13 protein-coding genes and 1 pseudogene are annotated in these 20,701 nt (G+C 36.7%); 3 read left to right on the top strand and 11 right to left on the bottom strand.

Going from position 1 to position 20,701, the window contains the following annotated elements; all coding sequences use genetic code 11:
• Positions 1–106, top strand: a pseudogene (locus LO761_RS12065) (IS982 family transposase); the annotation flags it as partial.
• Between the two features lie 190 nt (positions 107–296).
• On the opposite strand, the gene LO761_RS12070 reads toward LO761_RS12065, so the two are convergent.
• From LO761_RS12070 to LO761_RS12115, 10 genes are all read right to left on the bottom strand, one after another.
• Positions 297–530, bottom strand: coding sequence for a hypothetical protein (locus LO761_RS12070; protein ID WP_272818533.1), 234 nt, complete (start codon positions 528–530; stop codon positions 297–299).
• 198 nt (positions 531–728) lie between these two features.
• The gene (locus tag LO761_RS12075; RefSeq protein ID WP_272818534.1) at positions 729–1,595 is read right to left on the bottom strand and encodes an alpha/beta hydrolase; all 867 of its coding nucleotides are present in this window, start codon (positions 1,593–1,595) and stop codon (positions 729–731) included.
• 4 nt (positions 1,596–1,599) lie between these two features.
• Positions 1,600–4,017 (bottom strand): family 78 glycoside hydrolase catalytic domain, encoded by a 2,418-nt coding sequence (locus tag LO761_RS12080; protein ID WP_272818535.1) that lies wholly within the window; start codon positions 4,015–4,017, stop codon positions 1,600–1,602.
• A gap of 13 nt (positions 4,018–4,030) precedes the next feature.
• On the bottom strand, positions 4,031–4,924 hold the full coding sequence (locus tag LO761_RS12085; protein WP_272818536.1) for a DUF6528 family protein: 894 nt from the start codon (positions 4,922–4,924) through the stop codon (positions 4,031–4,033).
• A 1-nt stretch (position 4,925) separates the two neighbouring features.
• A complete protein-coding gene (locus LO761_RS12090) occupies positions 4,926–5,765 on the bottom strand; it encodes an N-acetylglucosamine kinase (RefSeq protein WP_272818537.1) in 840 nt (279 codons plus the stop codon).
• 346 nt (positions 5,766–6,111) lie between these two features.
• Positions 6,112–6,996, bottom strand: a complete 885-nt coding sequence (locus LO761_RS12095) for a sugar phosphate isomerase/epimerase family protein (RefSeq protein WP_407951571.1) — start codon at positions 6,994–6,996, stop codon at positions 6,112–6,114.
• 691 nt (positions 6,997–7,687) lie between these two features.
• Positions 7,688–8,524 carry an endonuclease/exonuclease/phosphatase family protein gene (locus LO761_RS12100; protein ID WP_272818545.1) on the bottom strand — a complete coding sequence of 279 codons (837 nt, stop codon included), beginning with the start codon at positions 8,522–8,524 and terminating at the stop codon, positions 7,688–7,690.
• Positions 8,525–8,630: 106 nt separating this feature from the next.
• Positions 8,631–10,463: a RagB/SusD family nutrient uptake outer membrane protein gene (locus LO761_RS12105; protein WP_272818538.1), complete on the bottom strand. Its 1,833-nt coding sequence runs from the start codon at positions 10,461–10,463 to the stop codon at positions 8,631–8,633.
• A gap of 19 nt (positions 10,464–10,482) precedes the next feature.
• On the bottom strand, positions 10,483–14,061 hold the full coding sequence (locus tag LO761_RS12110; RefSeq protein ID WP_272818539.1) for a TonB-dependent receptor: 3,579 nt from the start codon (positions 14,059–14,061) through the stop codon (positions 10,483–10,485).
• A 243-nt stretch (positions 14,062–14,304) separates the two neighbouring features.
• The gene (locus tag LO761_RS12115; protein WP_272818540.1) at positions 14,305–15,321 is read right to left on the bottom strand and encodes a FecR family protein; all 1,017 of its coding nucleotides are present in this window, start codon (positions 15,319–15,321) and stop codon (positions 14,305–14,307) included.
• A gap of 169 nt (positions 15,322–15,490) precedes the next feature.
• Here LO761_RS12115 and LO761_RS12120 point away from each other — a divergent pair, with 169 nt between their 5' ends.
• Positions 15,491–16,072 (top strand): RNA polymerase sigma-70 factor, encoded by a 582-nt coding sequence (locus LO761_RS12120; RefSeq protein ID WP_272818541.1) that lies wholly within the window; start codon positions 15,491–15,493, stop codon positions 16,070–16,072.
• A 51-nt stretch (positions 16,073–16,123) separates the two neighbouring features.
• On the opposite strand, the gene LO761_RS12125 is transcribed toward LO761_RS12120, so the two are convergent.
• Positions 16,124–17,986, bottom strand: a complete 1,863-nt coding sequence (locus LO761_RS12125) for an FAD-dependent oxidoreductase (RefSeq protein WP_272818542.1) — start codon at positions 17,984–17,986, stop codon at positions 16,124–16,126.
• A gap of 149 nt (positions 17,987–18,135) precedes the next feature.
• On the opposite strand from LO761_RS12125, the gene LO761_RS12130 reads away from it, so the two are divergent.
• Positions 18,136–20,358 carry an alpha-galactosidase gene (locus LO761_RS12130; RefSeq protein ID WP_272818543.1) on the top strand — a complete coding sequence of 741 codons (2,223 nt, stop codon included), beginning with the start codon at positions 18,136–18,138 and terminating at the stop codon, positions 20,356–20,358.
• Positions 20,359–20,701: the final 343 nt, after the last annotated feature.

Here is a 20,701-nt window from a genome sequence, read left to right on the forward strand (position 1 = left end):
TTTCATGGTCAACCTCTTGGCTGCAATAGCAGCATACTGCTGTTTTCCAAAGAAGCCGTGTATCAATGTTACCAGAACAATTGATACACAGCTTGCCTTATTTTGAATTCGTCGAACTCACGTTAAAGTATTTCTGGCTTGGAAAGAAACCGAATCTTTTTCTTCAAAGGAAAGAGATAGACTTTGATTGCTAAAGGTCTTTCCAAGAATCATTGTTTCAGTATCCATCTGCTTTTTTTTACATGAACATAAGCAGAAGCATACTAAAATTAAAGAAATAAGAGTCTTCATAATTTTTAGAAATTTACAGATCGTGAAAATGCGTCACTCATTGGACTTATTGTTGTCGATACAGTGCCATTACTAACCTTTTTAGGACGAAATCCTTTTTGGGCGTTTTTTTCTATGATAATGGCATCGTAAAAGTTTAGAATTAACGTTCTTAATTGATCGCTTGTTACCGTCTGCGCTGGATTTAAAGTTTGTAGCAAAAGTAGTTGTTTTATTTTGGACATAAGTAATCTTTTCATCTGCGTCTCTTTCAAAAATATTAATGAATCTCTTTAAAAACTGTGTAGAAATATCCCACTTAGATAGTCATGTATCATATCCTTTTGTTCTGGGATAATACCAATTATTTACTTTCGCTGGTGTTCCGTTAAGGCGAAACGTTATTAATCCCCGTCAAGAATAAGACTTACAGCTTATATATGAAACCTACACTACAATTAGAATGATCGGAGCCATGCACTTAAATCCGATTCCATCTGTTGATGATAACGGAAATGCTCATTCATCCCCCAACCATGCTCTCCCGTAGGATATATATGGAGTGCAGCTGGAATATGACGCGTCTTCAAAGCATCATAATAACGAGTAGAGTTTAATGGATTAACAATAGAATCATCGTCGGAAAGGGCGATAAAAGCTCGTGGTGTATTATCTTTCACCTGTAACTCGTTACTATATAGTTCCAACTGATTCTTTGTTGCGTTTTTACCCAATAAATTCTCAAATGAGCCCATGTGCCCAATCTTTGGATCAGATGAAATAACCGGATACATTAAGATTTGAAAGTTCGGCATCACTTCGGTTGCCGCATGAGTTGCTACGGTTGAAGCCAAATGCCCCCCTGCGGAAAAGCCCATCACTCCAATGCCATTCATATCAATATTCCATTCCGCCGCATGAGCTTTAATAATTCTAATAGCCTCATACACATCCGATTGTGGAACTTCCGGATGTCCATAAGGAAGACGGTATTTTAACACAACAGTAGCCACATCTTGAGTAAGGAAATAATCAGCCCATTCAAATCCTTCATACCCATAACAAAGTACCCCATAACCTCCCCCCGGGCAGATTATCACAGCTTTTGTAGGCAATTTTGTCTTTTCCGGGAGGTAAACCCAAATACTTGGCTTATAATTTCGCTCATCTTCGTTATAGCCCTCCGATTCTTTACCATTTGAATTTGGGAGTCCGTTCTGCCATAAATCAATATTAATTGGTTTTACAGGTGTACTTTGTCCCTGTACATTCAGTCCGAACATAGTCAACAGACCGAATAAAACTAAGTTCTTTAGCAGTTTCATCCTATTATTTTTTACTTACATTTATATCATTTATTCCTTCACAAAGAGCCTTCTTATTTCCAAACCAATTGAATGTTCCTGACAAACCTGCCGGCAATATAATTCTACCTTTAAGGTTGTCACCCTTCTGCTCTAATACCACATTAATGAGACCCTTAGGATGCGGAACATTCCCCTTTATTCTTTTCAGAGTACCCAAATGAGGTTCTACTTTAACAGACTTAAATCCGGGTTCAGCCGGTTCGACACCACAAATTGTTGCTAAAAAATCGATACAAGGACTGGCACTCCAAGCATGACAATCGGAACGGGTTGGCTCCGGATTCTCAGCAAAAGTAGTTAGCCCTATGTTAATCATATCTTTCCAAGGTTGAAGCATAGAAACATAATGTTCGGCCAAACCAACTTTCTTTAAAGCCTTAAATAAATAAAACCGATAATAGAAAGTAGCTTGAATAAGTGAAGAATCGGTATCTAAACGATTAAATACTTCTACTTGCTTATTCTGAGGGACAGCATCAGAAAGGATTCCCATAATATTTACATGTTGGCTGTAACTGCTTCCTTGTAAGTCGTCGGCAAGGAGTTGTTTACTCTCGTTCCAACAATCGTTCCAGATATGATTACTAATAGAAGCTCCCAACTGTTTATAACGCTCAGCTAAATAAGTTTCACCAAATGCGTTTAACAAATCAACAGCATCTTTTATAGCATAAGCATATTGCAGAGAAATGATGGCAGAACCACCGTCAATAGTAGCTCTATGAGTTCCACCCAGAGGTAAATTATTATCCCAAGGCCATTCTTTCGGCCAATCAATAAAGTTCCAGTGAGGTAAATAGCCAAGCACTCCCGTTCGGGCATCTATCTTATCTCTGAACCACTCTAACACACTTAATACTCCCGGCAAACAAGACTCTACAAATATAGGATCATCGCGATACATCCAATAGTCGTGTACCATATTAATCCAATATAGAGAAAATGGCGGGATATACTGAGCAACATGCGATGGATAACGACTGGCAGTAATGCCTTCGTATGTACGCGAATAATCGAACATTTTAATGGCTTTTCGCATTAAACGGTCGTCCCCACTGACATACAGTGAGATTAAAGCCTGGATTCGGGTATCTCCAACATACATAAGCTGTTCGTAATACGGACAGTCGAAGTAAGTTTCGTTGGCACAAAGTCGAGCAGTACGCCAACCTACTTCCCAAATTTTTGAAAGATCAGCCTCATCACTCACAAAGCTACCGTTTTCCTTAAATGGATAAGCAGTGTACATACCATAAAAATCAAGTAAATTTAGAGCTTCTTCCTTGGTGGTAATATCCACTTCTACATATCGGTAAGTACGGAACCAAAGAGAACTGAACAAACGATTTGAGCCGCCATCAGGATAAAATTTGTCCACCCAACCGGTAATTTCGCGTCCGTTAACATCATTTCGATTTGCCTTCTGTCCATCTTTCTTCATAGCCTCAGCATAGCGAATAAGAATCTCACTTCCCTTACCACCGGAAACAGTCAGCATAGGATAAGCATTGGTTAGGAAAGTTTGATCTATGAGAAAAGAAACTTTTTTATTCGCCGGAATTGTTATCGAAGTTTTTCCCTGAAGAAAAGTATCAGTCACCTGAATTCCATTCGTTCGACGGATTGTCTTCATTCTCAATGGTTTGTCCTCCATTAAAGGAATATCACGAGGGCAAAGCACCCAATTGTATCCTGTCCCTAACCCGTAGGGCAGAGCACGAGATATCATAATTGCTTTTAACCAGTTACTGTCATCGTAGTTCATTGTTTCCCATCCCCATGGATAAATTAAACCATCAATTCTATCAGCACATCCCGTATCCTGACGGTTATCAGGCGAAGGAGAATAAGCCTTATCGTTTATCACTTTCCATGAATCGTTTGTATTAACAATGAATTCTTTTTCCGTATTGCCTTGGAGAATGAATCCGGTATTCAAAGAAATCTGAGCACCCGGTTTATAATTTGCGGCATTCCAAACCAAAGCAGAAATAACATTCCTACCGGATTTTAATAATGGCGCAATGTCTACAGTCTCATAATACCAATGCATTAAATCACCTCTGGCAGGGCCATAGCAAACCGATTCCCCATTAACATAAAGACGGTAGCGATTATCTGCCGACACATTTACCACAAATGATTCAGGTACGGCTTCTAAGTCAAAAGTCTTACGAAAATGATATACTCCATAATCCAACAAAGAAACTCCGGGACAAGTAATCCACATAGCGTCCCAAACCTTTTTCTGAAGATCAGGATTTGGTATAGCCTCTTTCACTTTTCTTTCTGTATCTACTTTCACATCTACAGCAAAAGCAAAGTATACAGTTAAACAAAATGCAAAGAAAAGGAAGATCCGTTTATTTATAAATTTCATTTCTCTTTTAATATTAACGACTTGTACGTACCTTATACAATTTTACGCTATCAATTGTAAAAGTTTGCTTTGGATTCTCTAAATAAATATGATGAGTCCACCAACTAATCTCGGCTTTCGTATAAATTAACCGTTTAGATTCCGGATCATAGTTGACAGATTTGATATTATCCATACCTTCTAACGATTCAAATGGAGTAAATTCGCTTGTTTCAGCGCTAAAGCGAAAAATACCGGCATGATTGGTAACGATCAACTCTTTATTAGAAATAGGGACTAAATCATGTCCACCTTCAGACGGTAAAACCCACTGCTTTTCCAATTTCAAAAATGGTTTTTCAGAGTTCCAATCCTGCAAAGAATAAGCTCTTAAAACATCATATCCGAGTGCGTAAAGTAAATGCTGCTTTGGCATCCAAACCACTCCGTGCCCGGAATACAAACTATCCCGAAAAAGGACTTGTTCCGGCTTATTCATGTCAAAAAGCTCAATACTATTTCCTTTTGGATGAGTGGAAAGAGCAACCACTATTTTATTATTTGGTAACATTTCAATAGAATGCGCCATCGGAACATCAGCATAAAACAAACATTTCTTTGTTGTTCTATCAAGTAAAACAGCTCCTCCACCGGAAGAAGTAAGTAATATTTTATTATTATTATCAATAGGTTTGCAGTCATCTAAAGGAATCATTAACTTTTGATATTTCTCCGGAATTTGTCCTACTGCATCCGACACCTTCCATTCCCAAACAACTTTAGCTTCTTCACCTTGCGACTGTTCCGGAGATATAATCAACAATTTATCATCTCCGCAAGTAATTATTTCTTCTCCAAACTTTGTTCCTTTACAACTACTTAGCAAAAGAACAAAAGCAACTAACAGATATAAATGAGTACTTTTCATTTTATTTATGGTATTTAATTAATCCATCTAACGGGTAACGGAGAATGATTCCAAGCTCCATGCCATAGTCTGTAGCTACCTTCTCCAAAATATTCCTAAAACAATAACCGACAGATCCTACACTATTAAATTTATATTGTTTATAATTTGGATAATGTGAAATCATATTTCGAAACATGGCATCAAAGGCATCATGTACCAAATCATAAAAGTAAGGATCTGCATCTAAATTGTCTTCTATAAACTTACTATACTGCGCACAGAAACGATTTGGCATTGGTTGCTTATAAATCTGATTTATCAATTCATCATCTGTCTTTTGCAATTTATTCTTTACTATTGCGTATACTTTATTACTCATATTATGACGCATAAAGTCACGTATCAATATTTTTCCTAAGTATGAGCCGCTTCCCTCATCCCCTAATATAAATCCCAAAGAGCCTATGCGATAAGCAATATCTTTTCCATCATAAATACAACTGTTCATTCCTGTTCCAAGTATTGTAGTAAAACCGGGATGATTCCCAAGAGTTGCATGAGCAGACCCCATTAAATCGGTAGCAGTATAAATATTCGTTGCCTTAGGAAATGCTTTTTGAAGAGCTGATTGCATAAATGGTTCCAATAGTTTTGTCACCCCAGCTCCATAAAAGAAGATCTCATCTACTTCATTAACTTTCAACTTACTCGGAAAACATCGCTGAATATCATCTATAATATACTTTTGACTGATATAATTTGGATTATAGCCGGCACTGGAGAAACGAATAATTGTTCCATCCTTTTCTATACAAGCCCAATCAGATTTGGTCGCGCCACTATCTGCTATTAATTTCATAGTAATTAATTCTTTATTTAGATTTGGGCGAATTTAATAAAAATAATCGGCTCCATTGTAGAAAGAGTATAAGAATTTGATGAAATCATCGTTTTATGAATGTTCAAATGACTTTAATTTTTCCTATTCAAAGGAGTCGCGAAAGGAGTATTGGGAGTCACATCTATTTGGGGTGAAGGCTTGCGCCGGATTTCATGGCTCACAGTTTTAGTCTATGTCAATTTGAATAGAAAGAACAGAACAGCTATCATGATTTCGCCATCTTTAAAAATGGAGTAACGTTATAATATACATAAAGAGGATGACCCAAAAGATTATCCTCTTTATATGTATATATTTAAACGAATTAGTTCTGATACGAAGCCGGAACAAAAGGAGCATTCTTTAAATAATTGATACTCTCCATAACGCTTTCCAATACAGGCATATTGTAACGTTCAACCTCAACAACAATACCTTCAGCACCTGATATCTTCACGTTATTAAAGATGGCATCAAATCCAACCATACCACTCTGTCCTAACTCTGCTTCATCTTTAATATGCAACAGTTTGAAGCGACCGGGATACTGCTTGAAATAGGCAACCGGACTGGCAGCGCCACGTATTACCCAATAAACATCCATCTCAAAGAATACATAATTGGGATCAGTATGAGTCAACATATAATCGTACATAATCTGGTCTTCAATCTTCTCGAACTCATAACTATGATTATGATAACCAAACTTTATTCCGTTATCTGCGCACAATTTTCCTATAGCATTCAAATAATCACAATAAAGTTGTAAATCCTTGATATTCTTTTGCGGGCCAATCCAAGGGTCAGCAATGTATTTCATTCCTGCAGCCTTATGAGCAGCAACAGTAGCTTTCCACCAATCCAATTCAGGAGTAAAGTCACCCTTCTTCAAATCCTCATCACTCAAGTTATGAGATACATGAGAGGAAAGGACTGCCATACCATTAGCTTCAACTAATTTCTTAAACTCTTCCGGAGTCTTTCCATAGAATGTACCATCTTTATCATTGTACCCCGCAGCTTCTACACTTGTATATCCCATTTTTGCCAACTTTGGCAGCAAAGAATCAATAGGATGGTCTTTTAATAAGTCGCGGACAGAATACAATTGAATACAAATTTCTTTATTAGCAGGTGTCAGAGCCTGCTCATCCTGCTGTGTCGCAGGTTTTTTACAAGAAGGCATCACCATCAAAGCGATAAGTGCCATCCTAATACATACTTCAATCTCATAATCATTAAAATTTAAAAATTAATATTTTCTATACTACAAATATAAAGATAATATTTTGACTTTATTCTTTAAAGGTAAAAAAGATAGTATAAGTGATGATACCGACTGAAGCTGTGGTATCTTTTTATTCTCTGCCCCACCATTATCTTTTTAAATAAACGGATAAAACAGCCACAGAGCATACTTAAACGATGTTTTCGCTTTTTCATCTGATTCATTTAAATTAATCATAAGGGAGACCGAGAAAAGTGATACGTATGAACCGAGCAACTCATCCGCATCAGTTGAGCAACTCATCCGCATGAATCGAGCAACTCATCCGCATGACTTTAGTAACTCATACGGACGACCGGACAGATACTTTTGATGAAGGCGGAAACTTATCATTACAGATATATATCCCTCTGCCGATTAGCTTATACCATTATGTCAGTCGCAGCCTTTGGAGAGTGGGATGCTTATGCTCGATTTTTGATAATAAACCTGAGATGTTCGTTGGATATACCACTGAAGATACCGAATATTTGAATTTGTTTTGAGAATGCTTATCCCAAACCGGACGGGGCTGAGGCTGTATATGAAAGAATGATTAGGGCTGGCTCTGCAAGATATGGAGCCAGCCTTTTCTTGTTTGCTAAACAGGGAAAAGTTTAACAAAAATACAATGTTATTTGTCAGTTCTAATTTCCGCTATGATCATTACAGGATAATGATCTGATGGAGTTCTTGCCTGATAGGTTTCTTCTCCATCATTCTTTTTTGTCTTTGATTGATAGGTATCCGTTAAAATGCCATACTTTTTTACTTTAAAATCGTTTGTCAAGAATATATGATCTATTCTTCTATTTGTCCAATTATCTACTTTAAAATTATTGAACGTCCCATTAGAGTTATATACAAATTCTGCTTTATCAAAAGAATCTTGTAAAATGCCGGAAGTATTTAATAGCTTATATGACTCATTGAATTGGTCTACATTAAAATCTCCGGATAGTATAACCGGCAGTTTCTCTGGCATATCCTTTATTTTCCTGAGTATTAGTTTTGCGCTTTCAGTACGAGCTTGTTTACCAATGTGGTCCATGTGGAGATTGTAATAGACGAAGATAAAGCCCGTTGTTTTCATCCTAAATTTTCCCCATGTACATATTCTTGGCAATGCAGCGTCCCATCCTTTGTTTGGATGGTCTGTTTGTGTTGATAGCCAGAAATCTCCATGGTCTAATACTTCAAACATATCTTTTCTGTAAAAGATGGCAGAGAATTCTCCTCCTGTCTTACCATCATCACGTCCTACTCCTATATAGTCATAAGCCGGCATTACTGCTTTTAAATCTTGTAACTGTTGATATTTTCCTTCTTCTGTACCAAAAATATCAAATCCATGGAATTGGATAAGTTTGGCTATGTACGGATAGCGCTGTCCCCATCCATTCCCATTGATAGAATCTCCGTTATTAGCATAGCGGATATTATAAGTTGCGACAGTAAAGGGCATTGTCATTGAACTTCTTGATGTACTTACCGTTTTACATCCTGTGAGAAAGCAAAACCATAAAAATACTATTGCTATAAAAATATTCTTATTCATATTTATTTCTTATATATAATTACCAACCTGGATTTTGCTTTAAGTTATTGTTGTTTAATTGAATCACAACTTCCGGGATTGGATATAGATATTGACGTACAGGCCAACTTCTTCCGGAGTAGTTATACTTCATAAAATAACCACCATTAACCTTTTCTACATTTAATACATTATTCTTATTTGTTCCTACATATACTCCGATAGACGAATAGTTGGAGTCTCCGATATTATCGGTATCATAGAAATATGCATCATAAACTCCGTCGCCATTCATATCTAAAGGGGTGTTTAGTGCCGGAATATAAACGCCTTCCCAAGGGTCATCAACCCATAAATTACAACAATTCCAACGTTTTAAATCATTTAGGCGAAATCCCTCCAAACAGAGTTCTATTTCTCTTTCACGACGAATTTCCAGAAGGGAAGGGTCTGTAATATCAGGATAATAAGCAGCAATGTAAGGCTCTATGCCAGTCGGCTTGGTGGTTAACGTCCCTGTTTCATTTGTTCCGCCTGTTATTCCTGCACGCGATCTCAATGCTCCAATTGTAATAGCCCAATCATTATCGGTTAGTGTACCAAGTTCCGCCTTCGCTTCAGCATAATTTAGAAGAATTTCAGCATAACGCATAATAGGAATATCATTGTCATTTGTTGCGGCATCGTCATAGGCAACATCATCCATTGCAAATTTTGTAAACTGATACCCTGTCAATGTGTGTCCTGTAAAATTAGCAGAAGTATTTTCATAATTGCCGGAGGCATTCTTACGAGTATAATCAGCTCCGCGTATTGTCTGATTCATACGTGTATCACGTCCTGTCGTTTCTTCAACAAAAGTTTTATAAGAACCGTCAGCTTTTTTTTCGTTATAAGGAGAGCCGTCAATATTCAAATACGTATTAGCAAATTTCCTGCTCATACATAGATGAGGTCCGTAAGTTGAAGAGTTATACCACCAGTTTTGTTCACCCAAGCCAAGTTCTTTATCTGTTTCTATAGCCATCATTACTTCTGTTGTCACTGCTTTATCTGAAATAAACAAAGAGCGGTAAGCTCCTCTTCCTCCTTTATATTCTCCTATTGTATAAAGCTTATATGGTCCCTTTTCAATGACTTCTTTTGCTGCGTCTGCGGCTAATTGATATAGTTGGGCTGAAGTATATTCAGAACAACCACTACGAGCGAAATCTAATTCATCATTGGCGTGATATTTTCGCCATGCAGCTTCAAAAAGGCAAACGCGTGACTTAAAGGCAATGGCGGTCCATTTATTAACAATTGTTGAGTTATTCGTTGTGCCTGATTGGGTGATATTCTGATACGCATAATCTAAGTCGTCAATGATATGACCAATAATCACATCTCTTGTATCTTGTGAATTATACAAGTCAGGGTCATCGGAATCATTAAAGACTTTCTCAATCCATGGCACCGGGCCGTATGTCACTAATTTATCGAAATAAAAACGAGCTCTAAAAAGTCGTGCAATACCTGTATAGTTATTGCGTACGTTTTCACTTAATGATTTGTCCGTATTGTTTTCAAGGAAAAAATTGATATTTCTTAATGCTGTCCACGACCAACTTGTGGATGAATTGACAGTATATGCACCAACTTCCATTCCACTTAAGGTGTTTTTAGGTCCATAATCGATGGTTGCATTTCTATTGAATGCATTCGATCGACTTGGAAGTTCATTATAGAATGAGTAAGCGTATGTTTCAAGTCCTTGTTCTGAGCTAAAAACCATGGAAACAGATGCCGATGACTCTGGTTCCTCATTAAAGTCGCAACTTACCAATAAAGAGCCTAAAATAAAAATGGTTCCTAATATATATATATTCTTCATATCTTTAAGTTCTTATTTATTAAAACGTAATGTTCAAACCTAAGCTGATAGATTTCATCATAGGATAATTATATCCATCACCTGATCCTGTTGTCAAATCTATATCGGAAGAACCAATATTGGAGACATTAATATCTTTTGTGTATTTATAGAGTGGAGACCACGTAAATAGATTCTCACAAGAAATATAAATGCCAATATTGTTTATACCAACTTTTTTTGTCAGACTTGATGGTAAATTATATCCTATCTGAAGATTCTTCAAGCGTAAATAAGAAACGTCCATTAAGTAACGTGTATTTGCATTATAATGACCACTGTAGAATGGGGCATAATATCCGGTATAGCGAGGCAAAAAGGCTTCTGTATTGTTTTCTGTCCAATAGTTATCTACGTGCCATGTAGGCATCTGATTGTAAGGGCGGTTATATTGTCCCCAAAAAATGGAAGCCTCGTTTGAAGGATACCAATCTTGTTTTCCCACTCCTTGGAAGAATGCGCTAAACCAGAGATTATTCCAATCTGCAGAAAAGTTAAAACTATAAATATAGCGTGGGTCTTCGTTTCCTATAATCTTTCGATCACCCGGGTCATCAACGGTATTTTGTCCTCTATCAATATAACCATTTCCATTTAAATCCTCGAATTTAATATCTCCGGGATATAATTTATAAGTTTTAGATGTAGCCATCAAAGGATTATAATACTTCTGACCCGCAGCTTGAGCTTTTGCTTCAGCAGCATCTATACTTGCTTGATCCTGCCACAAACCATTGGATACATATCCCCATAATTCACCGATTCGCATTCCTTTATAATAATTATTGTATAAAGACTGATTAGCATGAGTATCCAAAGAATAATTTGCATTATTATATTTGTCTATCACAGAATAATAATCAGCCAATGTTCCTTTAATACTATAATTAAAACGTTTCCCTGCCAAATTAAAATGATCGTGCCATTCTAAAGAGATTTCATAACCATAGGTAGACATATCCGCGTAATTTCCTTTTGGTGATGATGCGCCAAAAACATCGGGAACAGTAGGACCGGCAACAATCATATCTGTAGTTTTACGAATGTAGTAGTCGCCTGTTAATGTTAATTTATTATCAAAGAAGCCTAAATCGGCACCTACGTCATAGGTTGTGGCAGTTTCCCATGTTAATCCGTTTGGCAAAGCGGCGGGCGATGACATATAGCTTTGTCTCAGACCATTTAGTATGTAGTCAGAATTGGATATGGATAAGATTTGCTTATATTGATAATTACTTAATCCTGTTGCATTACCTAATTCACCCCATGATGCACGTATTTTTATGTTGGAAACAATTTTCGGATCAATCTTATACCATGGTTCTTGTGATACTCTCCAACCGATAGAAGCAGAAGGGAAGAATGCCCATCGTTGGTTTTCGGGGAAACGGGATGATGCATCATAACGTCCATTAAATTCAAATAAATAGCGTTGATCAAAAGCGTAATTTAAACGGAAGAAAGCACCGCCAAACTGATATGCGGTCCAATCAGAAGAAATCGATTTATTATCTGTGCCCATCGCTAAATTAATATTCTTAACTTCATCTGTTAGAAGATTATCATTTTTAGCGTAAAGTTTCTTGTAGTTAGACTTTTCATAGTTCCAACCAGCCATAACCTTAAAGCTATGTTTTTCAAATAAAAGATCTTCATATTCCGCATAGATGTTAGCAGCAATATAATTTTGCCTACTCATAGTTTCAGAAATGTTGGAATGTGTTCCTGTAATGTATTCAATAATACTATTACCTTCATCGTCTACTGATCTTGAGTAAGGAGAACGTACATTTTTATGGGTACGCTCAATATTTGTACGTTTGTAAGTTGCGTCGCCATTCACACGTAACTTATTGTTAAAGAAACTGGCAGTGAAGCTGGTAGTGTTTTTCACTACTTGATTTTGTGATGTGATGCCACTCTGCCCGTATAATAAATCACCAACGGTATAAACAGCAGAATAACTTAAAGTTCCATCCGGATTAAACATTGGTGAGGAAGGATGTCCTTCGTCGGCAATATTTCTCCAAATTAATCCGGAACCTTCAGAATATGTAATAGGGTTATAGTATTTATTATTGTTGAGTTCAAAATTGTTATTTATCTTTAACCATGGAGTCAGCTGATAGCCTCCTTTAAAACGCATATTATAAGTTGTCATCTTATCTGTTTGGTCTTTGCTATCAAATAATCCATTGTAAGTAAAAAACCGTCCGGACAAATAATAATCGAATTTCCCGTCTGATCCTGAAATGGATAAGTTTTGATTTTGACTAAATACATGGTCTTTATACAATAAATCATAATAGTCGGTCCCTTTTGGATAATACACATAACGTCCTTTTGTGCCTATAGCTCCGTCTGAAATGACGGTTCCGAAATCACCGGAATCATGGCGTCGTTTATATTCTTCCAACCACGCAGTAGAAAATTGTTGTGTTTTGTTTATGCCAGAAGGGTTGGAATGATTGTAATTATAGTAGGCTTCATAAAAATGCTCTGCCCATATATATCCATCTGACACAACATCCGGTACATTTTGAGGAGCTTGAAAGGTGTAATTGGAAGAATACGTGATTTTAGGTTTACCTTCTGTTGCGTTTTTTGTTGTGATTAATACCACTCCAAACGGAGCTCTGGCTCCATATATTGCAGAAGCTGCCGCGTCTTTTAAAACAGATACACTTTCAATGTCGTTTGGATTTAATAGCGACGGGTCACCTTCTACGCCATCAATTAAAACTAATGCACTGCCACCATTGATAGAACCAGTGCCACGAATATTAAAGTCTGCTGTACGTCCGGGCTTGCCATCAGCCAAGGAGATGTTTAAATTTGGAACTGCGCCTTCGAGCATTTGAGTTACATTTGAAGAGGGACGACCTTTAAAGACATCACTGGTAATTTGGTCAACTGCTCCTGTCAGATTCACTTTCTTCTGTGTTCCATATCCTACTACCACTATTTCTTCTAAAGATTCTGCATCTTCTTTTAAAACAATAGTTACTGCTTTTTGATTTCCTACCTTGATTTCATTCGTCGTATAGCCGATATAGGAAACAATTAAGGTAGCATCGTTATCTATATTCAACATGAAATTGCCATCTACATCGGTGATCGTTCCATTAGTAGTCCCTTTTTCAAGGACATTAGCTCCGATAATAGGATCTCCGTTTGAATCCTGAACTTTTCCGGAAATGGAATGCTTCGTTTGATCTATTCCAGAGACTGATGTAAGTTCTTTTTCATCACTTATACCTCTTTTAGTAAGAATGATTTTTTTGTCTAATACAGAATAAACGACATCGGTGCCGGCGAAGAGTTTATTCAAGATTTTAAATACATTTTCATTTTTAGCGGAAATAGAAACAATACGGTCGACGTCGACGTATTTATTACTAAAGAAGAAATCAAAATCGGAATTGTTCTCAATTTCTTTAAGAACAGATTTTACTGTTTGATTGGTTATAGTAATACTGAATTCTGTCTTTTGTGCATAGGTATCGTTAGCATACGTTAAACCTATGGAGCATATTAAAAACAATACACAAAGTCTCATACACAAAGGTATTTTTTTGAATGATAGTCCTATTGGCTTTATCATACAATTTATTAGGTTGATAAAGGATTTTTGCATAATTTCGCAATGTCTTAGTTATTAAAAATTGATCACTTAATTGCTTGTCGCCAAACAAGCAGATTGGTTTTTCCATACGATTGGTACGCCAATATCAATCGTATGCTTTTTTATGGAGGAATTTTTCTTTTCATAATGGATTAAATTTAAAGGTTCGACACATGTTTAATAAATCTCTACTTGCTGTTTTTTATCATTAATATTAGAACTATTTATGTATCTCCATCGTATTCCGGAGGCAACTTTAAAGTATTCCATGATTCGTTCAAAGCGTTGCGTTGAGAAAGTACCCGTAAAGGCTTCATCTTTGAAACGACGTTTACTATTGAAAACAAATTCTATATTGAAGTGTTTACCAATTTGATTGAACGCTTCATTCATTGGAGTATTATCAAAAATAATTTTTCCATTAATCCATGCGGTTTCGCTTTGTCCTGATGTATGATAAAGTTTAGTATTTCCTGTTTTCGATTCGTAAACAAGTTTCTCCAGAGGTTGAAGAATAACTTTTTTAAATTGCCCGTTCTTTTGAAAACGGAAATCAACGGCACCTTCTATAAGTGTAGTAGAAATGTTTTCATCATTATATGCTTCAACATTTAAAATTGTTCCATGAACTTCAATACTTGCTCCTTTCTGAACCGATATAATAAATGGTTTTGATGAATCTTTTGTTACTTCAAAGTAAGCTTCACCTGACAGAGTGACATTACGTTGGTTGTTAGTAAAAGAAGAAGGATATGATAATGATGATGAGGAATTTAAATGAACCTTCGACCCGTCAGACAGAGTCAAAGAAGTAGTCATCCCCGGAGTTGTTTTAATTTCGATTGTTTGAGGTGATGGCTTTTCTCTTTCGCTTTGACGGTAGAACCAAAGAGTAGAAATTAATAAAGGTATGGTCAGCATTGCAGCTATACGTTGTAACCATGCCAATCCTTTGATTTTCCTTTCTTTCTTAGTTATGAGACTGTTAGTTTTTGATAAAGAGCCTTCTGTGTCTATATCTTTATTCATGAGTGTAACATCGGCTGCAAATTGCAATGTGGCAATTTGCTCAGCAACTTTTTTGTGGCTTTTATCCTCTTGAATCCATTGCTCTAATTGGATTATTTCTTCTTTTGTTGCTTTTCCCTTGCTGTATGAGATGAGTAAATCTTCTATTTTTTTATTTAATTCCATCAACATGCTTTCTTTATAATTAAGACAAAGCAAAAGGAAAAGTGACTAAACTAAAAGAGACAATTTTATTGCTTTGTATCAAATAATTTGTAGATTTGTATAGATAGTGAAAAGCCAACTTTATTACTTTGCATTAAACAGTTTGTGGAAATGATGAAAATATAACTTTATGATTCAAGTAAAATCTGAAATATTCTTGTTGAATCAGTTGCGTGAAGGTAATCATACTGCGTTTAATATAATTTATAAACAGTATTATGTGATGCTTTGTACTTATGCAAATCGGTTTGTTGACTTGGAGGATGCAAAGAATATAGTTGAAGAACTGATGATTTGGCTTTGGGAGCATAGAGAAGATTTATTAATTGATATTTCTTTAAAGTCATATCTTTTTAGATCGACTTATAATCGGGTTTTGAATTTGATTGCGAAGAAAAAGGTGGATGCTAATTCCGAGGCTCAATTTTGCGAATATTATTTGAATCCCGTTATCTTTTCTGACGATTATGATTTACATGAGCTGCTTAATAAGGTAGATGAAGCGATTCAAAATCTTCCTGAAAGCTATCGGGAAACCTTTATTATGAGCAGATTAAAAAATATGACTTACAATCAAATAGCAGAGAAGTGCGGAGTTTCCTCAAAGACCATTAACTATAGAATCACTCAGGCGTTGAGTATTTTAAGGGTTAAGCTGAAGGATTTTTTACCTCTAATTCTATTCCTTTTAAAAGATTCTGCATTAACATAGAACATTTTAATAATCAGTATGCTATTCTTGAATGGAGCTGTGATTGTTATATTAGTTTTTATCCTTATATATCATTTTTAGAACATCACGGCGAAGGGTATTGTTTAGTCTTGCTTGATTTAGTTTTAATCCACTTTTTTGTTTCCATTCGTTTAAAGTAATGGAATCAATAGGCTTGTCCAAGTTTGCATTCCAATCTGGGAGATAACCTTTAAGACCTAAATATTGGACGAGAGCAAAGTCTGCGTCTTTTAGGGTAACATCTTTATAATAAATAAGAGTAGCTCCTTGCTGAACTAATTTTGATTGAAGTTTTTCAATGTTGATTCTCTGGACAGGTGTTTGGTCATTAATAGATATAGCAGATGCAACACCGGCAGCTTGTCCCATAGCCATCCAACAAGGTTCCATTCGTAATGTCGAGAAGCCAATATGTGATCCTGAAACAGGGACCGGTAATAGTAAGTTATCTATTTGTTTGGAGACGATGACTCCGTAAGGGACGGTATAAACTGCAGTTGGATAGCTCAAGAATCCGTCTAAATGAACTCGTCCGGATTCTCTTTTTCGAGTGGCATGAGAATCCAATGCGTAATGGCTGGCTGTTATACTATTGGAATGTAGAGGCGGTCGCTGTCCTTGGGCAACAGGTTGAGCATCTTTTGCGGTAAAGAAATATTTTCCGAAGAATCGTCTTCCTTCGCGTACATACACTTGACGAGGGAAATGTTCATTATCCAAATATTCATCTTTTGCCATGCCCCATTCTCTTGTAGCATCTTTAAATTGCTGGGGTAACTTATCGTCATTCTGTGCGAAGTAGAATAAACCTTGAGTGTATTCCTTTAATCGTTCGGCAAATTTATCTCGCCATTCCCATGATGAAGTTGCCCATGGCCAGTTTTCTTCCGGAAGATCGGTTGATAAAAATACTCCGTGTTGATTATTGGCATCGGTCTTACTGTTAGGGATTCCTACCATATTTGTAATTTTAGAGATACCCCATTTGTCACCAGGAATAGTTGTCTTTTTTCCAGCTAATACATTTTTCCTATTTTCGTTCATCATCTCCTCTGTTACTATCTGCATAGCTTTATCTGTATTTCTTCCACTTAGAATATCGTCAATGATAGAAACATATTCTTCTCGGTCATAATGCTTTGGCTTGGCAAATAGAATTCGGTTATTAGGATTGTTTGTCAGGCAAAGGCGGTAGTTATATGCTTGAACTGCATTATCCGCTTGGAAAGTTGAGCCTTTATCTTCTGGGCCTCCCCAGTATTTGTATATCCGACCGGCTCCAGGTTCATTATATTCGTTTTTTCCTTCACGCCCTACCGTATAAGGAATACCGGCAGCTGCCCCTAAATCGCCTTCGTAAGTAGCATCAATAAATATAGAACCTGCATATTCTTCTGTCTGATTTGTGTTTCTATTTAAAATTTTAATGCTTTGTATTTTATTATTTGAAATGGAGGTGTTTGCATTATCTGCATCAAACTGCCTCATAGTAAGGACGGTAACTTTTTCTCTCTGCTCATTAAGCATTTTTTGAAAGACTATGTAGCCAACAGAAGGCTCAAAGTGATAGCCGTCACTGCAATCTTTCACTTGTTGTGAGTCCTTTCCATACTTATTTATATAATAAGACTTAACTCGATTGACAAATTCTAAAAAGAAACCGGTTGTAGCGCCACGAGTAGCTATATCCGTTGCCCCTAATCCATTAGCAGGAAGTCCGCCGATATGACTGGTTCGTTCTAAGATAACAGAAGTTTTTCCTTCGCGAGCAGCAGCAATAGCGGCCATGATACCACCAGGATTACCTCCAACAATAACTAAGTCGTAATAAGTTTGTCCAAATGATAATAGACTAAAACAACAGCCAATAATACTAAGTATGATTTTTTTCATAAGTGTATGTCATTATATAATTTAAGGTATACTTAACTTGAATGCAAGTTTACGGAAACTTATTACAATTTGCAAGTAGTTGATGACAAATGAGTCAAGATTATTTTGTAAGTTTGCCCGGTTAGAAAGAACATTTAAAAAAACATACCATGAGAAAAGCGTTATTGATTTTTTTGTACTTTCTGAATGCTTCCTTTTATTCATTTGCTTCTCAGCAGCCAATGATAAAGGTCATGACGGAAGGCTCGGAGATTGTATTACAAGTTGGAGAAGATGGTCGGCTTTATCAATCTTATTTAGGTAAACGATTAACACATGATTCGGATTTATTGAATCTTCCGCTGGGGACGGAAGCGTATCTTACCGGTGGAATGGAGGATTATTTTGAACCTGCTGTCCATGTAGCGCATAATGATGGAAATCCGTCATTGCTATTGAAGTATGTAACTCATAGCACTAATGCCGTAGATGGCGGGAATGAGACAGTCATTACTTTAAAAGATGATGTTTATCCTGTAACGGTGAAGTTGCATTACATTGCTTATCAAAAAGAAGATGTAATTAAATGCTATACCGAGATCTCTCATCAGGAGAAGAAGCCGATAACTCTTTATCAATATGCCTCTTCCATGCTTCATGTGAATAGGGCAAAATATTTTCTGACTCAGTTTAATGGGGATTGGGCAAAGGAAGTACGTATGACCGAACAGGAATTGTCGTATGGTAAAAAAATTATTGATACAAAGTTAGGCGCTCGTGCCGATATGATTTGTTCTCCTTTTTTTGAAATAGCATTAGATAGAAAGGCAGAAGAGAATAATGGTGAAGTTTTACTTGGCACTTTGGGTTGGACCGGTAATTTCCGTTTTACTTTTGAAGTAGACAATAACAATGAACTTAGAATCATTTCCGGTATAAATCCTTATGCTTCGGAATATCCTTTGAATCCTAATGAAATATTCCGAACTCCCGATTTTTATTTTACGTATAGTGCTAACGGTGTTGGTCAGGCAAGTCGTAATTTCCATGCATGGGCATTGAAATATCAGGTTAAGGATGGAGATAAATTGCGTATGACTTTATTAAATAACTGGGAGGCGACAGGTTTTGATTTTGATGAAGAAAAGTTAATCTCTTTAATGGATGACGCAGTTAAGTTGGGTGTTGATATGTTCCTTTTGGATGATGGCTGGTTTGGTAATAAATATCCTCGTAAGAACGATCGTGCCGGTTTAGGCGATTGGGATGAGACCAAGACGAAATTACCGAATGGAATAGGAAGACTGACTCAGGCTGCTAAAGAGAAAGGTGTTAAATTTGGTCTTTGGATAGAACCGGAAATGGTGAATCCGAAGAGTGAGCTGTATGAGAAGCATCCAGATTGGGTTATTCATTTCCCCAATCGGGAGGAATATTATTTCCGTAATCAGTTAGTGCTTGATTTGAGCAATCCGAAAGTACAGGATTTGGTGTATAACACGGTCGATAATCTGATGACGAAATATCCGGACATTGCTTTCTTTAAATGGGACTGCAACAGTCCGATTACCAATATCTATTCTAATTATGAGAAGAACCAACAGTCGAGGCTTTATATTGATTATGTACACGGGTTATATAATGTCTTAGAGCGGATTAAAACGAAATATTCTGAGTTGCCGATGATGCTTTGTTCCGGTGGCGGTGGCCGTACGGATTATGAAGCTCTTAAATATTTTACGGAATTCTGGGCAAGCGATAATACCGATCCTATTGAACGTTTGTTTATTCAGTGGGGCTTTTCTCATATATTTCCCGCGAAAACAATTTGTGCTCATGTTACTTCATGGAACAAGAGTACCGGTGTGAAGTTCCGTACAGATGTGGCATCCATGTGTAAATTAGGTTTCGATATTAAATTATCGGAAATGAATGAGAATGAGATAAAATACGCGCAAGAAGCCGTTCAAAACTATAATCGGTTGAAATCGGTTATTTGGGACGGTGAGTTATATCGTTTGGTTTCCCCTTACGAAAGTAATCATACATCGTCCATGTATGTTGCTCCCGATAAGAATAAGGCTGTGGTATTTAGTTTTGATATACATCCTCGTTATGGGGAGTTTATTACTCCGGTTCGTTTGCAAGGATTGGATCCGAATAAGATGTATCGGGTGAAAGAAATTAATAAGATGCCGATGAAATTGCCGAATAGATTTCTGTCTAAACCTGAAAACGAAGAGGCTCTGACAGAGATTCCGCCGGAGATTTTGAAAATGTTTACCGGTTTTCCTGAAAAAGTTTATTCCGGTGAATATCTGATGACCGTTGGGTTGGACTTGTTTACCACGAAGCAATTAAATAGTATGGTTCTTGAAGTTACAGCAGAATAAGTTGGATATATAAATGCAGGTTGGGAAACCAATGGTATGCAACTGCAGTTCCAAACGCAGGAACGTGAAAAGTGACGCGTATGAGTTAAGCAAGTCATCCGCATGAGTTGAGTGATTCATGCGTATGAGTTAGGCAATTCATACGTATCAGTTAAGCAACTCATGCGTATCATTCTGTCGGTTTATACGTATCACTTTATTCCTTTATATGCATCGTGACTTTACCTGATTTTACTAGACACTTTTTTGCTACATTAGCTGAACCTGTAGACACTTTTTTCCTTGCCATACTGATTCCCTATACACCATCGAGCAACCCGTGCTGTTTTGATAGACAGTGCAA

The sequence above is a fragment of the Phocaeicola oris genome (assembly GCF_021295095.1).
In the GTDB taxonomy this organism is placed as follows: Bacteria; Bacteroidota; Bacteroidia; order Bacteroidales; family Bacteroidaceae; genus Phocaeicola; species Phocaeicola oris.

Bases quoted from the DNA above. Each gene is read 5' to 3' on its own strand.
- LO761_RS12070 (WP_272818533.1), bottom strand. From the start codon at position 530: ATGAAAAGATTACTTATGTCCAAAATAAAACAACTACTTTTGCTACAA.
- LO761_RS12075 (WP_272818534.1), bottom strand. From the start codon at position 1,595: ATGAAACTGCTAAAGAACTTAGTTTTATTCGGTCTGTTGACTATGTTC.
- LO761_RS12080 (WP_272818535.1), bottom strand. From the start codon at position 4,017: ATGAAATTTATAAATAAACGGATCTTCCTTTTCTTTGCATTTTGTTTA.
- LO761_RS12085 (WP_272818536.1), bottom strand. From the start codon at position 4,924: ATGAAAAGTACTCATTTATATCTGTTAGTTGCTTTTGTTCTTTTGCTA.
- LO761_RS12090 (WP_272818537.1), bottom strand. From the start codon at position 5,765: ATGAAATTAATAGCAGATAGTGGCGCGACCAAATCTGATTGGGCTTGT.
- LO761_RS12095 (WP_407951571.1), bottom strand. From the start codon at position 6,996: ATGGCACTTATCGCTTTGATGGTGATGCCTTCTTGTAAAAAACCTGCG.
- LO761_RS12100 (WP_272818545.1), bottom strand. From the start codon at position 8,524: ATGACAATGCCCTTTACTGTCGCAACTTATAATATCCGCTATGCTAAT.
- LO761_RS12105 (WP_272818538.1), bottom strand. From the start codon at position 10,463: ATGAAGAATATATATATATTAGGAACCATTTTTATTTTAGGCTCTTTA.
- LO761_RS12110 (WP_272818539.1), bottom strand. From the start codon at position 14,061: ATGAGACTTTGTGTATTGTTTTTAATATGCTCCATAGGTTTAACGTAT.
- LO761_RS12115 (WP_272818540.1), bottom strand. From the start codon at position 15,321: ATGGAATTAAATAAAAAAATAGAAGATTTACTCATCTCATACAGCAAG.
- LO761_RS12120 (WP_272818541.1), top strand. From the start codon at position 15,491: ATGATTCAAGTAAAATCTGAAATATTCTTGTTGAATCAGTTGCGTGAA.
- LO761_RS12125 (WP_272818542.1), bottom strand. From the start codon at position 17,986: ATGAAAAAAATCATACTTAGTATTATTGGCTGTTGTTTTAGTCTATTA.
- LO761_RS12130 (WP_272818543.1), top strand. From the start codon at position 18,136: ATGAGAAAAGCGTTATTGATTTTTTTGTACTTTCTGAATGCTTCCTTT.